Raw genomic sequence first — 14,996 nt, forward strand, 5'->3', positions numbered from 1 at the left:
CGGCGCCGCCGCCACTAGATTCGGTGCATGGCGGACGCGAAACGAGAGATCGAGCGCAAGTACGAATCCGACGACGGCGGGCTGCCCGACCTGACCGGCGTCGGCCCGGTGGCCTCCGTCCTCGACCGCGGCCTGGTCGAGCTGGACGCCACGTACTACGACACCACCGACGAACGCCTGGCCGCGGCCTCGCTCACGCTGCGCCGCCGCACCGGGGGCTCGGACGCCGGCTGGCATCTGAAGTTCCCCGTCGCCCCAGGCGTCCGCGACGAGATCCGGGCCCCGCTCGGCGACACCGTGCCCGAACAGGTCGCCGCCCTGGTCCGCTCCCGGGTCCGGGACCGCGCGCTGGTGCCGCTGGTCCGGCTGCGCTCGGCCCGGGACGTACGGCACCTGCTCGACGCGCGGGGCACCCTGCTGGCCGAGGCCGGCGTCGACACCGTGACCGCCGAGCGGCTCACCGGCCCGGGCGGAACCGCCCGGTGGACCGAGATCGAGGTGGAACTCGCCGACGACGGCGACCCGGCCCTCCTCGACCGGCTGGAGAAGCGGCTGCGCGCGGCCGGCGCGCGGCCCTCCGCCGCCCCGTCCAAGCTGGCCCGCGCCCTGGCGGAGACCGCGCCGGACCCCACCGGCCGGCCGGCCGCGCCCGCCGCGCCCGAGACCGCCGGCGACCACGTCCTCGCCTATCTGCGCGCCCAGCGGGACGCGCTGGTCGCACTCGACCCCGCCGTGCGCCGCGGCATCCCCGACTCGGTGCACCGGATGCGGGTCGCCACCCGCCGCGCCCGCAGCACCCTGCGCACCTTCACCGGCGTCCTCGACCGCGCCGTCACCGGCCCGGTCGGCGCCGAACTGAAGTGGCTCGCGGGCGAGCTGGGCACCGAACGCGACCAGGAGGTGCTGGCCGACCGGCTGACGACCGCCCTCGACGCGCTCCCGCCCGCCCTGGTCGCCGGCCCCGTCCCCGAACGGCTCACCGCCTGGGCCGAGGCCCGCCGCGGCGCCCACGCCCACCTGACCGGCGTCCTGGACTCCCGCCGCTATCTGGCCCTCCTCGACGCCCTGGACGCCCTGCTCGACGATCCGCCGCTGCGCCGGGCGGCCGGCCGGAAACCGAAGAAGACGCTCGCCAAGGCCGTACGCAAGGACGAGCGCAAACTCACGGCCCTGATGGAGCACGCCCTCGCGCTGCCGCCGGGACAGGAGCGCGACCGCGCCCTGCACGAGGCCCGCAAGAAGGCCAAGCGCACCCGGTACGCGGCCGAGGCCGCCACCGAGGCCCTGGGCGCCCCCGCCCGCGCCCTCACCAAGGCCATGAAGGGCCTGACCACCCTGCTCGGCGACCACCAGGACAGCGTCATGGCCCGCCGGGTCCTGCGCGAGCTGGCCGCGGTGGCCCACGCGGCGGGAGAGAGCGCGTTCACCTACGGGCTGCTGTACGGCGGGCAGGAGAGCCACGCGGCCCGGCTGGAGGCGGAGCTGCCCGGGCGCTGGAAGGAGGCCGGCACCGCGCTGTCCGGCTGAGCGTTCGGGGCGGGCCGCCGGGCGGGTTAGGCTTGATGGTCCCCCCTGTCAGCTCATGAAGGTTCGCGAGATGCCTGTCGAGTCGGTTTTCCCGCAGCTCGAAGCTCTGCTCCCGCACGTGCAGAAGCCGATCCAGTACGTCGGCGGCGAGCTCAACTCCACGGTCAAGCCGTGGGACGAGTGCGATGTCCGCTGGGCGCTCATGTACCCGGACGCGTACGAGGTGGGCCTGCCCAACCAGGGCGTCATGATCCTCTACGAGGTCCTCAACGAGCAGGAGGGCGTCCTCGCCGAGCGCACCTACAGCGTCTGGCCGGACCTGGAGGCGCTGATGCGCGAGCACGGCGTCCCGCAGTTCACGGTGGACAGCCACCGCCCGGTGAAGGCCTTCGACGTGTTCGGCCTCAGCTTCTCCACGGAGCTGGGCTACACGAACATGCTCGCCGCGCTGGACCTGGCGGGCATCCCGCTCCAGTCCCGGGACCGCACCGAGGACGACCCGATCGTCCTGGCCGGCGGTCACGCGGCCTTCAACCCGGAGCCGATCGCCGACTTCATCGACGCGGCCGTGATCGGCGACGGCGAGCAGGCCGTCCTCGACATGACCCGGATCATCCGCGAGTGGAAGGCGCAGGGCCGCCCCGGCGGCCGCGAGGAGGTGCTCCTGCGGCTGGCGAAGACGGGCGGGGTGTACATCCCGGCGTTCTACGACGTCGAGTACCTGCCCGACGGCCGGATCGCCCGTGTCGTGCCCAACCGCTCCGGCGTGCCGTGGCGCGTGTCCAAGCACACGGTCATGGACCTGGACGAGTGGCCCTACCCGAAGCAGCCCCTGGTGCCGCTCGCCGAGACCGTCCACGAGCGGATGTCGGTGGAGATCTTCCGCGGCTGCACCCGCGGCTGCCGCTTCTGCCAGGCCGGCATGATCACCCGTCCGGTCCGTGAGCGTTCCATCACGGGCATCGGCGAGATGGTCGACAAGGGCCTGAAGGCGACCGGTTTCGAGGAGGTGGGCCTGCTGTCCCTGTCCTCCGCCGACCACAGCGAGATCGGCGACGTCGCCAAGGGTCTCGCGGACCGGTACGAGGACGACAAGATCGGCCTCTCCCTGCCCTCCACCCGTGTGGACGCCTTCAACATCGACCTGGCCAACGAGCTGACCCGCAACGGCCGCCGGTCCGGTCTGACCTTCGCTCCCGAGGGCGGCTCGGAGCGCATCCGCAAGGTCATCAACAAGATGGTCTCGGAGGACGACCTGATCCGCACGGTCGCGACGGCGTACGGCAACGGCTGGCGCCAGGTGAAGCTGTACTTCATGTGCGGCCTGCCGACCGAGACCGACGAGGACGTCCTGCAGATCGCCGACATGGCCACGCGCGTGATCCAGAAGGGCCGCGAGGTCTCCGGCTCCAACGACATCCGCTGCACGGTCTCCATCGGCGGCTTCGTGCCCAAGCCGCACACCCCGTTCCAGTGGGCGCCGCAGCTGTCGGCCGAGGAGACGGACGCGCGCCTGGCGAAGCTGCGCGACAAGATCCGCGGCGACAAGAAGTACGGCCGCTCGATCGGCTTCCGCTACCACGACGGCAAGCCCGGCATCGTGGAGGGCCTGCTCTCCCGCGGCGACCGCCGCATCGGCGCGGTGATCCGCGCGGTGTACGACGACGGCGGCCGGTTCGACGGCTGGCGCGAGCACTTCTCCTACGACCGCTGGATGGCCTGCGCCGACAAGGCGCTGGCCCCCTTCGGCGTCGACGTCGACTGGTACACCACCCGCGAGCGCACCTACGAGGAGGTCCTGCCCTGGGACCACCTCGACTCCGGTCTGGACAAGGACTGGCTCTGGGAGGACTGGCAGGACGCCCTCGACGAGACCGAGGTCGAGGACTGCCGCTGGACGCCGTGCTTCGACTGCGGTGTCTGCCCGCAGATGGACACCCACATCCAGATCGGCCCCACCGGCAAGAAGCTGCTGCCCCTGACGGTGAAGAACGCGGCTCCCGCGCCGGCGGCGAGCGGGCACACGCACTGAGGTCACCCGCCCCGCGTCCGTCCGTACGGACCCCGAGCCCCCTCCCCCGGTCGGGAGGGGGCTCGTCGGCGTCCGGTGGCGTACGAGCGGGCCCGGGGCCCGGCCGCGGCGAGTTGCCTTGCCCGCGCGGAGGGCCGCTGTTAGTTCTTGGGCACCCGACGCCAGGGAGCACGCCGTGCGCCAAGAGCCTCCTCGCCCCGTTCCTCCGCGTTGCCGGGTCCGGGCACTCACCTGCGCCGTCGCGGCCCTCGCCCTTCTGACGCTCACCGCCGCGACGCGTCCTCCCGACACCGGCCCGCGCGTCCCCGCGGACCCGGCGGCCGTGGTCCGGGAGTGGAATGCCGTCGCCACCGACACGGTCACGGCCGCCCTCGGCCCGCGTCCCTCCGGGCAGGCGGCGATCTGGCAGGGGTTCGTCTCCGTCGCCGTGTACAACGCGGTGGTGGGGATCGAAGGCGGTTACGAGCTGTACAAATGGCGCGAGCGCGGTCCGGCCGGGGCGTCCTCCGCGGCGGCCGCGGCCACCGCGGCCCACGACGTGCTGCTCACCTGCTTCCCTGCCTTCAAGGAGCGGCTCGACGCCGTCTACGCGGACTCGCTCGCCGCTCTCCCGGCCGGCCGGGCCAGAGACCGGGGCGTGAGCCACGGCAGGCGCGCTGCCGCCCACGTCATGGAACTCCGGGAAGGCGACGGCAGGTTCGCGGACGTCCCGTTCACCGCTTCACCGGCACCGGGCGTCTGGCGGCCCACCCCGCCCGCGTACCAGCCCTTCATCGACACCTGGCTCGCCAGGCTCCGCCCCCTCCTGCTCACCTCTGCGCGGCAGTTCCGTCCCGGCGGCCCGCCCGCCCTCTCCTCGGCCGCCTACGCCGAGGACGTCCGGGAGGTGGAGGCCATGGGCGCGAAGACCGGCTCGCACCGGAGCGCGCGGCAGACCGCGACCGCCCTCTTCTTCAGCGGCAACCTGGTCGCGCAGGTCCAGGCGGCCGTACGCGACCACGCCGCCCGGCACCGGCTCGGCATCGCAGGGACGGCCCGGCTGTTCGCCGCCGTGAACGCGTCGGCGACGGACGCCGTCGTCACCGCGTGGGACGCCAAGCTCCGCTACGGCTCCTGGCGGCCGGTCACCGCCATCCGCCTCGCCGGCACCGACGGCAACCCCGCGACGACCGCCGACCCGGCCTGGGAGCCGCTGCTCCCCACCCCGCCCCATCCGGACCACGTCGCCGGCCACACGACCGTCGCCGCCGCCGTGGCACGCGCCCTGACCGGTGTCCTCGGCACCTCGCGCATCGACCTCTACGTCCCCTCCGAAGTCACCGGCACCACGCGGTACTACGGGTCCGCCGACGACCTGAACCGGGATGTCGTCGACGCCCGTGTGTGGGGCGGCGTCCACTCCCGCACGGCGGACGTCGCCGGCCGCCGGGCCGGCGCCCGCCTCGCCGCCTGGGCGCTGGGCCACTACTTCCGGCCGGTCGGCGACGACACGCCCGCGGCTCGCTGAGGCCGCGGGCCGGCCGCGGACGTCCGCGGCACCCGCCTGTGTCGTGATGAACATGACAGGACTGCATCCGAACGGGCGGTCCGCGCGTCTTCCTGATCATGGATCTTCAGAAGTCGCCGGAGCCGCGCCACCAGGGCGAAGGGTGCCTCGTCGTCGCCGTCCGCCTGCCCGTGCGGATCGTCGTCCTGGTGCTGGTCGTGCCGGTGCGGATGGTGTGGGACGCGCTCGTCGTCGCCGGGCGGCTTCTGCGGGACACCGTGCTCAGACCGCTCGGCCGGGCCCTCGCGTGGACCGGCAGGGCCCTGTTCGTCCGGCCGTTCGTGGCCCTGTGGCGGTATCTCCTGGTCCCCGCCGGCAGGGCGCTCGCCTGGCTCGGCCGGGTCCTCGTCGTCGTACCGGCCGTGTGGTTCCACCGGTACGTCCTCACCCCCGTCGGACACGCCCTCGCCCGGCTGGCGCGCGGGGCCGGCGCCGGGCTCGCGTGGGTGTACACGCGCGTGCTGGTTCCCGTCGGGCGGGCGCTGGCCTGGCTACTGAAGGGCGTCGGTGCCGTACTGGCCGCCCTCGGGCTCGGCGTGTACGCGGCCGTCGCCTGGCTGGTGCGGTACCTGGTCCTCGTCCCCGCGCGCCTGCTGTACACCTGGGTCCTCGCACCCGTGGGCCGGGCCGTCGCCTGGTGCGTACGAGGCATCGGATGGCTGCTCGGGCTGTTCGTCACCGCGGTCGGCCTGGCCCTGTACTGGACCGCCCGCGTGCTGTTCGTGCTGCCCGCGCTCGCGCTGTGGCGCTGGGTCCTCGCACCCGTCGGCCGGTTCCTCGCCCTCGTCGCCCGCGAGGTCCAAGACGCCCTCGGGCACGCCTGGCGGATCGCCGGACGGATCTCCCGCGCCGTCGGCCGCGCCCTCGGCACCCTCCTGCGGTGGATCTTCGTGGAGCCGGTGCGCTGGGCGTACCGCACCGTCCTCACCCCTGTCGGCCACGCCGTGCGGGACGCCGTCCTGCGCCCCGTCGCCGCGGGCGTACGCGCGGTGGGACGGGTCGTCCGCGAGGCGCTGACCACGGCCCGCGACACCATGCGCCAGGCGCGCGCCGAGTTCCGGCGCATGCTGTTCGGCGATCCCGGGCAACCGGTGGAGGCGGACCGGCGGGAACCCGTGGGCCGCGACACACGTACTCTTGGTAGGAGTACGACCGCACTCACGAAGGACTGAGCGACACTGGGCAAGCGACAGCCCGAAGGCCCGCCGCCCGCACCCGCGGTGCAGCGCATTCGCCTGCGCTACACCAAGCGCGGCCGCCTGAGGTTCACCAGCCACCGAGACTTCCAGCGCGCCTTCGAGCGTGCGCTGCGCCGCGCCGAGGTGCCCATGGCGTACTCGGCGGGGTTCACGCCGCACCCCAAGGTGTCGTATGCCAATGCCGCACCCACCGGCACGGGCAGTGAGGCGGAGTATCTGGAGATCGCGCTCACCGCGCCGCGCGACCCGGAGACCCTGCGCGTCCTCCTCGACGAGTCGCTGCCCGCCGGGCTCGACATCACCGAGGCGGTCGAGGCACGGACCTCCGGCCTCGCCGACCGGCTGACGGCCTCCGTCTGGGAGCTGCGGCTGGACGGCGTCGAGCCGGCCGAGGCCGAGCGCGCGGTGGAGGCCTTCACCAAGGCCGGCACCGTCGAGGTGCAGCGGATGACCAAGAACGGCGTCCGCACCTTCGACGCCCGCCCGGCGGTGGTGAGCCTGGAAACGCACGATGCTCCGGCTGATAGGCCGAGCGACCGGCCCTGTGCGATACTGCGGCTGGTTGTTCGGCACGTGACGCCTGCCGTACGACCCGACGACGTCCTGTCCGGTCTCCGCGCCGTGGCCGACCTGGCGCCGCCGGTCCCCGCAGCGGTGACCAGGCTGGCGCAGGGGCTGTTCGATGAAGAGACCGGCACGGTGACCGACCCGCTCGCGCCCGACCGCGAGGCTGCCGGGGCCCTGACGGCCCAGTCGGCCGCCGCCGCGACGGCGCCGTTGCCGGAAGGTCCCGCGTAGGGACGGACGTCGTAGCGCCGCCCTCGTACTCGGGAGCCACCTGGGTCGGGCAGCGCACCGACCAGAAGACTTTCGCCAGGCCGTACCGACAAGGCGTACGGAACCGGCGAGACAGGACACAGAGTGCTCCCGTGCGGCGCCCGCGCCCCGGACGGCGGCCACCGCGTTTCGCGCGGGCCGCGGACGTCAACGGCGGACGGTCCCCTGAGACCGGCGCCGGACCAGGTGCGGCGCCCGGGAGCCTGACGGGAGATACGCCCGCATGCTCGGACCGAACGAACCCCAAGAGGGTTCCGAACTGAACACCCCCAGCGACACCCTGCCCCCGCGCAGGCGTCGCCGTGCCGCCTCCCGCCCGGCGGGCCCGCCCGCCGCAGCGGCCGGGGCGCCCGCGGAGGTCACCGTGCCGGCCATACCGGCCGCGGAGACGGACGAGGTCGCCGAGGCCCTGGAAGACGGCGAGGCCGCCGAGGCCGTGGAGACCGTCGGCGCCGCGGAGGCGCCGGTGACCGGGGAGGCGGCAGAGCCCGCCGCCGCGCGTCCGCGCCGCCGTGCCACGCGCCGCGCGTCGGCGCCCGCCGGTGCGCCGGCGACCGCCGAGGCCGCCGAGACCGTCGTCCCGGCCGCGTCCGCCGCCGAGCCGGCCCCCGCCGTCCGTCGCCGAGGCCGGCGCGGTCGTCGTCGGCGAGGAGGCCGCGCCGCGCCGCACCCGGCGCCGCGCCACGCGCAGCGTGGCCACGCCGCCCGCCGCCACCGAGACCCCTTCGGCCGCCGAGACGCCCGCCGAGGCCGACACCGCCGCGCCGGAGACGCCCGCCGAGGCCGCCGCCGAGGTTGCGCCCGCGCGTCCGCGTCGCCGTGCCACGCGCCGTGCGTCGGCCGCCGCAGAGCCCGCCGAGACCGTCGCCCCGGCCGCCGCCGGGACGGAGGCCGCGCAGGAGCCGGTTGCCGAGGAGGCCGCCGAGGCCGCTCCCGCCGCGCGTCCGCGTCGTAGGGCCACGCGTCGTGCGTCGGCTCCGGCTGGTGCGCCGCAGGGTGCGGAGGAGGCGTCTGCCGAGGTGACCGAGGCCGTGGCTCCCGCTGTGCAGGAGCCGGTTGCCGAGGAGGCTGCCGAGGTTGCGCCCGCGCGTTCGCGTCGTAGGGCCACGCGTCGTGCGTCGGCTCCGGCTGGTGCGCCGCAGGGTGCGGAGGAGGCGTCTGCCGAGGTGACCGAGGCCGTGGCTCCCGCTGTGCAGGAGCCGGTTGCCGAGGAGGCTGCCGAGGTTGCGCCCGCGCGTTCGCGTCGTAGGGCGACGCGTCGTGCGTCGGCTCCGGCTGGTGCGCCGCAGGGTGCGGAGGAGGCGGCTGTCGAGGTGACCGAGGCCGTGGCTCCCGCTGTGCAGGAGCCGGTTGCTGAGGAGGCTGCCGAGGTTGCGCCTGCGCGTTCGCGTCGTAGGGCGACGCGTCGTGCGTCGGCTCCGGCTGGTGCGCCGCAGGGTGCGGAGGAGGCGGCTGTCGAGGTGACCGAGGCCGTGGCTCCCGCTGTGCAGGAGCCGGTTGCCGAGGAGGCTGCCGAGGTTGCGCCTGCGCGTTCGCGTCGTAGGGCCACGCGTCGTGCGTCGGCTCCGGCCGGTGCGCCGCAGGGTGCCGAAGAGGTGACCGCCGCCGAGGTGACCGAGGTGACCGAGCCGGCCGCTCCCGCCGCGCAGGAGACGCCCGTCGAGCCGGTTGCCGAGGCGCCCGTCGAAGAGGCCGCTCCGCGCCGTACCCGGCGCCGGGCCACCCGCCGGGTGTCAGCGCCCGCCGGCGCGCCCACGGGCGAGGACGCCGCCGAGGCTCCCGCCGCCACCCAGGCCGGGGAGGACACCTCCGCCCCCGCCGCGGAGCCGGAGGTCCCCGTGACCACGCACACCACCGAGCCGGCCGCCGCCGCCCAGGCCCCGCAGATCCCCGCGCCGGCCGCCGAGGCCGCCGCGCCGCGCCGTACCCGGCGCCGGGTCGCGCGGGCCGCGTCCGGGTTCGCCGCGCCCGCGCAGTCCGCCGCGCCCGAGACCGCCGCCGAGCCGGCCGAGGCCGCTGCGCCCGCCGAGCCCGCCGAGGCGAAGGGCAAGCGCCGTCCCGCCCGTCCGGCCGTCGCCGTCTTCCAGGCGCCGGTGTTCACCGAACCCCGGTTCCAGACGCCGGAGCGGGCCGCCGCGAGGCCGCGGCCGAGGCCGCCGGGACGGAGGAGCCCGAGGAGACCGAGGAGACCGAGGAGTACGCGGAGGAGCGCGCCGAGACCGGCACCCGCCGGCGCCGGCGCCGTCGCGGTGCCGCCGAGGACACCCGGCCCGCCGGGCCCGTCGCCGAGGAGGAGCCGGAGGAGGCCGAGGAGGCCCCCGAGGCCGCGGAGGACCTCGCCGAGGGCGAGGAGGGCGACGAGACCGACGGCGCCGAGGGCTACGAGGAGTCCGGCTCGCGCCGCCGTCGCCGCCGGGGCGGACGCCGCCGCCGGCGCGGTGACGCCGCCGAGGGCGAGGGCGGCGACGCCGACGACCTGGCCGCCGAGCAGGCCGCGCAGGACGCCGAGGACACCGCCGAGCAGGACGAGGAGGACGCCGAGGAGGGCCGCGCCGACGAGCCCGCCGGGTCCAGCGCCAGCAGCCGCCGGCGCCGTCGCCGCCGGCGCCGGGCCGGTGACGCCGCCGTCGACGCCGAGCCCACCGCCGACGACCCGGAGCGCACCGTCGTCAAGGTCCGCGAGCCGCGCAAGGCGAGCGAGCCGTCCGACGAGGTGCAGTCCATCAAGGGCTCGACCCGTCTGGAGGCCAAGAAGCAGCGCCGTCGGGAAGGCCGTGAGCAGGGGCGCCGCCGGGTCCCGATCATCACCGAGGCCGAGTTCCTGGCCCGCCGCGAGGCCGTCGAGCGCGTGATGGTGGTCCGCCAGCACGGCGACCGTACGCAGATCGGCGTCCTGGAGGACGGCGTGCTCGTCGAGCACTACGTCAACAAGGAGCAGTCGACCTCGTACGTCGGCAACGTCTACCTGGGCAAGGTCCAGAACGTGCTGCCGTCGATGGAGGCCGCCTTCATCGACATCGGCAAGGGCCGCAACGCCGTCCTGTACGCCGGCGAGGTCAACTTCGAGGCGCTCGGCATGTCGGGCGGACCGCGCCGCATCGAGTCGGCCCTGAAGTCCGGCCAGCCCGTGCTCGTGCAGGTCACGAAGGACCCGATCGGCCACAAGGGCGCGCGCCTGACCAGCCAGGTCTCCCTCCCGGGCCGCTACCTGGTGTACGTGCCCGAGGGCTCGATGACCGGCATCAGCCGCAAGCTGCCCGACACCGAGCGGGCCCGGCTGAAGACCATCCTCAAGAAGATCGTCCCCGAGGACGCGGGTGTCATCGTGCGCACCGCGGCCGAGGGCGCGAGCGAGGACGAGCTGCGCCGCGACGTCGAGCGGCTCCAGGCGCAGTGGGAGGAGATCCAGAAGAGGGCCAAGGGCGGCAACGCGCCGACGCTGCTGTACGGCGAGCCGGACATGACCGTCCGGGTCGTGCGCGACATCTTCAACGAGGACTTCTCCAAGGTCATCGTCAGCGGCGACGACGCCTGGCAGACCATCCACGGCTACGTCGCGCACGTCGCGCCGGACCTGGCCGGCCGGCTGTCGAGGTGGACGAGCGAGGTCGACGTCTTCGCCACCTACCGGATCGACGAGCAGCTCGCCAAGGCGCTGGACCGCAAGGTCTGGCTGCCCAGCGGCGGTTCGCTGGTGATCGACCGGACCGAGGCGATGGTCGTCATCGACGTCAACACCGGCAAGTTCACCGGCCAGGGCGGCAACCTGGAGGAGACGGTCACCAGGAACAACCTGGAGGCGGCCGAGGAGATCGTGCGCCAGCTGCGGCTGCGCGACCTCGGCGGCATCATCGTGATCGACTTCATCGACATGGTCCTGGAGTCCAACCGCGACCTGGTGCTGCGCCGCCTGCTGGAGTGCCTGGGCCGGGACCGTACGAAGCACCAGGTGGCCGAGGTGACCTCGCTGGGCCTGGTGCAGATGACCCGCAAGCGGGTCGGTCAGGGCCTGCTGGAGTCCTTCTCCGAGACCTGCGTCCACTGCAACGGCCGCGGTGTCATCGTCCACCTCGACCAGGCCACCGCCAACGGCGGTGGCGGCGGCAAGCGCAAGAAGCGCGGCGGCCGGGGCGCCGACGCGGCGGAGCAGGCGCACGAGCACGTGCACGAGACCCCCGCCGTGGCCGTGGAGGCCGCCGCGGAGGTCGAGCCCGCGACCGAGTCCGCCGCGGAGGTGGCCGCCGAGGCCGCCGAGCCGGTCGCCCTGCCCGCGCCCGACTTCGCACCGGACGAGGAGCTGTACAGCAGCGTCGCCGAGGCGGAGGCGGCGGCCACCCGTGGCCGCGGGCGGCGCCGGGCGAGCCGCCGGGCGTCGGCTCCGGCGGGCGCGCCGAAGGCGGAGAAGGCCCCGCGCACGACGGAGAAGGCCGAGGCCGAGCCGGTCGCGCAGGCCGAGGCCCCGACCGCGCAGGACGTCACCGCCGAGGAGGCGGCGACGCGCCCGGTGCGGCCGGAGCCCGCCGCGGAGGCGCTGGCCGAGCCGGCGGCCGTCGAGGACCAGGTGGTCCCGGCGCCGCAGGCCGAGGCTCCCGCCGAGGAGGCCGCGCCCAAGGGCCGTACGCGCCGCCGGGCCACCCGGAAGGTGTCGGCTCCGGCCGGTTCGCCCGCGGGTGCCGAGGCGGCCGTGGTGACGGTGCCCGAGACCGCGCCCGCGGCCGAGGCACCGGCGGAACGGCCGGTCGAGGCCGAGCAGCCGGCGGAGGCCGAGCAGCCGGTGGCCGCCGAGAGCACGCCGGCGCCGGCCCGTCCGCGCCGCCGTGCGGTGCGCAAGGCCACCGCGCCGACGGCGCCGGAGGAGGCGGCCGTGCTGGTCGTCCCGGCGGCGGCGTCCGAGGAGGCCCCGGCGGCGGAAGCCCCCGTGGCCGAGGCGCCGGTGACCGACGCGGCGGAGGCGGCCGAGGCCGCCGGTGAAGCCGCTCCGGCCAAGAAGACCGCGCGCAAGGCGGCGGCCAAGAAGGCACCGGCGAAGAAGGCGGCGGCCAAGAAGGTCACCACCAAGAAGACGACGGCCAAGAAGACGGCCGCCAAGAAGACGACGGCCAAGAAGGCGACGAAGACCGCCAAGACGGCCGCCGCGAAGTCGACGGCGAAGAAGACCACCACGGTCTCCGGCGCCGGCGACGAGGGCTGACACCCACCAGGTGTGCGGCCGGTCCGCGTGACCGGCCGCACACCGGCGGGGCCCGGTTTGACCCCTTCGACCATGGCCCCGTACTCTTGACCGTCGGCGTGTCCACTGAACACGCCAACATCCCCGTAAACCTCTTCCTCCCGGGCACACGGCTGGCCGGGAGAGGTCGCCTGTGGTGTTTCTGGGCGGCTGGCCTGCGGGGGTGCCGGTTCCGAGCGAGCGAAAGTGAGATCCGCGTGTACGCCATCGTGCGCAGCGGTGGTCGCCAGCACAAGGTTGCTGTCGGCGACATCGTTGAGGTTGACAAGATTTCCACTGCCAAGGTTGGCGACACGGTCGAGCTCTCGACCCTGCTCGTTGTCGACGGCGACGCCGTGACCAGCGACCCCTGGGTCCTGGCCGGCATCAAGGTCCAGGCCGAGGTCGTGGACCACCACAAGGGCCAGAAGATCGACATTCTGCGCTACAAGAACAAGACCGGTTACCGTCGTCGGCAGGGTCACCGCCAGCAGTACACGGCGATCAAGGTCACGTCGATCCCCACGGCTGCGAAGTAAGGGACTGAGGAGAAATGGCACACAAGAAGGGCGCATCGTCCACCCGGAACGGTCGCGACTCCAATGCCCAGCGACTCGGCGTGAAGCGCTTCGGCGGTCAGGTCGTCAACGCTGGTGAGATCCTGGTCCGCCAGCGCGGCACCCACTTCCACCCCGGCGCCGGTGTCGGCCGTGGCGGCGACGACACGCTGTTCGCCCTGCAGGCCGGTGCGGTGGAGTTCGGTACCCACCGCGGCCGCAAGGTCGTGAACATCGTTCCGGTCGCCTGAATCACCTGATCGTCTGATCGCCTGATTCAGCACCGAACGCTTTCGCGAGGCGGACCTCACTTCCCGGTCGGGAAGGCGGGTCCGCCTTTCGCGTGTTAACACAGGTAAAACCCGTCATCTTTTGGAGGCACCCACCATGACCACCTTCGTGGACCGCGTCGAACTGCATGTCGCCGCGGGTAACGGAGGCCACGGCTGTGCCTCCGTCCACCGTGAGAAGTTCAAGCCGCTCGGCGGACCCGACGGCGGCAACGGCGGCCGCGGCGGTGACGTCATCCTGACCGTCGACCAGTCGGTCACGACGCTGCTGGACTATCACCACTCCCCGCACCGCAAGGCCACCAACGGCAAGCCCGGCGAGGGCGGCAACCGTTCCGGCAAGGACGGCCAGGACCTGATCCTGCCGGTCCCGGACGGCACGGTCGTGCTGGACAAGGCGGGCAACGTGCTCGCCGACCTGGTCGGCCACGGCACCTCGTACATCGCCGCGCAGGGCGGCCGGGGCGGCCTCGGCAACGCGGCGCTGGCCTCCGCCCGCCGCAAGGCGCCCGGCTTCGCGCTGCTCGGCGAGCCCGGCGACCTCCACGACATCGTCCTGGAACTGAAGACCGTCGCCGACGTGGCCCTCGTCGGCTACCCGAGCGCCGGCAAGTCCTCGCTGATCTCCGTGCTCAGCGCGGCCAAGCCGAAGATCGCCGACTACCCGTTCACGACGCTGGTCCCGAACCTCGGCGTGGTCACCGCGGGCTCCACCGTCTACACCATCGCCGACGTGCCCGGTCTCATCCCCGGCGCCAGCCAGGGCCGCGGCCTCGGCCTGGAGTTCCTGCGCCACGTGGAGCGGTGCAGCGTGCTGGTGCACGTGCTGGACACCGCCACGCTGGAGTCCGACCGCGACCCGGTCTCCGACCTCGACATCATCGAGGAGGAGCTGCGGCAGTACGGCGGGCTGGACAACCGGCCCCGGATCGTCGTCCTGAACAAGATCGACGTGCCCGACGGCAAGGACCTGGCCGAGATGGTCCGTCCCGACCTGGAGGCCCGCGGTTACCGCGTCTTCGAGGTGTCGGCCGTGGCCCACACGGGCCTGCGCGAACTGACCTTCGCCCTCGGCGAGCTGGTCGGCCAGGCGCGTGCCGCGAAGCCGAAGGAGGAGGCGACCCGGATCGTCATCCGGCCCAAGGCCGTGGACGACGCGGGCTTCACCGTCGTACGCGAGGACGCCGGCGGCGAGCCGCTGTTCCGGGTGCGCGGCGAGAAGCCGGAGCGCTGGGTGCGCCAGACCGACTTCAACAACGACGAGGCCGTGGGGTACCTCGCCGACCGGCTCAACCGCCTCGGCGTGGAGGAGCAGTTGATGAAGGCGGGCGCCCGTGCGGGCGACGGCGTCGCCATCGGCCCCGAGGAGAACGCGGTCGTCTTCGACTGGGAGCCCACGGTCATGTCCGGCGCGGAGATGCTCGGCCGCCGCGGCGAGGACCACCGCTTCGACGAGCCCCGCCCCGCGGCCCAGCGCCGCCGGGACAAGCAGGCGGAGCGCGACGAGGTGTTGCGGGAGTACGACGAGTTCGACCCGTTCGAGTAAGGCGTACGCCACGCCCGCCGGGTGGTGGCCAAAGGTGAACGCCGGGAGAACCGGCGGCGAAGCGGGAGGCGACCTCCTCCCGCGCCGGTGAGCCGAAACGGTGCGGCACGCGACGGATCCTGGTCCGCCGCGTGCCGCACCGCTCTTTCCGGCCCTGGAGACGGCGCGGCTGACCGGCCCCGTTCTTTCCGTCGCCGTGCCCTCGCGCTCGCCACCGGTGTCGTCCGACGCCTCGCTCGGCTCCGTGTTCCCC

Annotated in this window: 8 protein-coding genes and 1 pseudogene; all 9 read left to right on the forward strand. The window is 74.3% G+C overall.

Annotated features, from left to right (window positions below):
* Nucleotides 1-27 precede the first annotated feature (27 nt).
* The 9 genes and pseudogenes from SCK26_RS25025 to obgE all read left to right on the forward strand — a co-directional run bounded on the left by SCK26_RS25025 (nucleotide 28) and on the right by obgE (nucleotide 14,743).
* The gene (locus SCK26_RS25025; RefSeq protein WP_318203565.1) at nucleotides 28-1,527 is read left to right on the forward strand and encodes a CYTH and CHAD domain-containing protein; all 1,500 of its coding nucleotides are present in this window, start codon (nucleotides 28-30) and stop codon (nucleotides 1,525-1,527) included.
* 70 nt (nucleotides 1,528-1,597) lie between these two features.
* Complete coding sequence (locus SCK26_RS25030; protein ID WP_318203566.1) at nucleotides 1,598-3,559, forward strand: TIGR03960 family B12-binding radical SAM protein; 1,962 nt, start codon at nucleotides 1,598-1,600, stop codon at nucleotides 3,557-3,559.
* A 175-nt stretch (nucleotides 3,560-3,734) separates the two neighbouring features.
* The gene (locus tag SCK26_RS25035; protein WP_318203567.1) at nucleotides 3,735-5,066 is read left to right on the forward strand and encodes a vanadium-dependent haloperoxidase; all 1,332 of its coding nucleotides are present in this window, start codon (nucleotides 3,735-3,737) and stop codon (nucleotides 5,064-5,066) included.
* A 98-nt stretch (nucleotides 5,067-5,164) separates the two neighbouring features.
* A complete protein-coding gene (locus SCK26_RS25040; protein WP_318203568.1) occupies nucleotides 5,165-6,277 on the forward strand; it encodes a hypothetical protein in 1,113 nt (370 codons plus the stop codon).
* Between the two features lie 48 nt (nucleotides 6,278-6,325).
* Nucleotides 6,326-7,102: a TIGR03936 family radical SAM-associated protein gene (locus tag SCK26_RS25045; protein ID WP_318203569.1), complete on the forward strand. Its 777-nt coding sequence runs from the start codon at nucleotides 6,326-6,328 to the stop codon at nucleotides 7,100-7,102.
* Between the two features lie 1,058 nt (nucleotides 7,103-8,160).
* Nucleotides 8,161-12,332, forward strand: a pseudogene (locus tag SCK26_RS25050) (Rne/Rng family ribonuclease).
* 236 nt (nucleotides 12,333-12,568) lie between these two features.
* Nucleotides 12,569-12,889 (forward strand): 50S ribosomal protein L21, encoded by a 321-nt coding sequence (gene rplU / locus SCK26_RS25055; protein ID WP_009188585.1) that lies wholly within the window; start codon nucleotides 12,569-12,571, stop codon nucleotides 12,887-12,889.
* A gap of 14 nt (nucleotides 12,890-12,903) precedes the next feature.
* Nucleotides 12,904-13,158, forward strand: coding sequence for a 50S ribosomal protein L27 (rpmA, locus tag SCK26_RS25060; RefSeq protein ID WP_023550764.1), 255 nt, complete (start codon nucleotides 12,904-12,906; stop codon nucleotides 13,156-13,158).
* Nucleotides 13,159-13,294: 136 nt separating this feature from the next.
* Complete coding sequence (gene obgE / locus SCK26_RS25065) at nucleotides 13,295-14,743, forward strand: GTPase ObgE (RefSeq protein WP_318203570.1); 1,449 nt, start codon at nucleotides 13,295-13,297, stop codon at nucleotides 14,741-14,743.
* The last annotated feature ends 253 nt before the right edge of the window (nucleotides 14,744-14,996 follow it).

Source organism: Streptomyces sp. SCL15-4, from assembly GCF_033366695.1.
GTDB lineage: Bacteria > Actinomycetota > Actinomycetes > Streptomycetales > Streptomycetaceae > Streptomyces.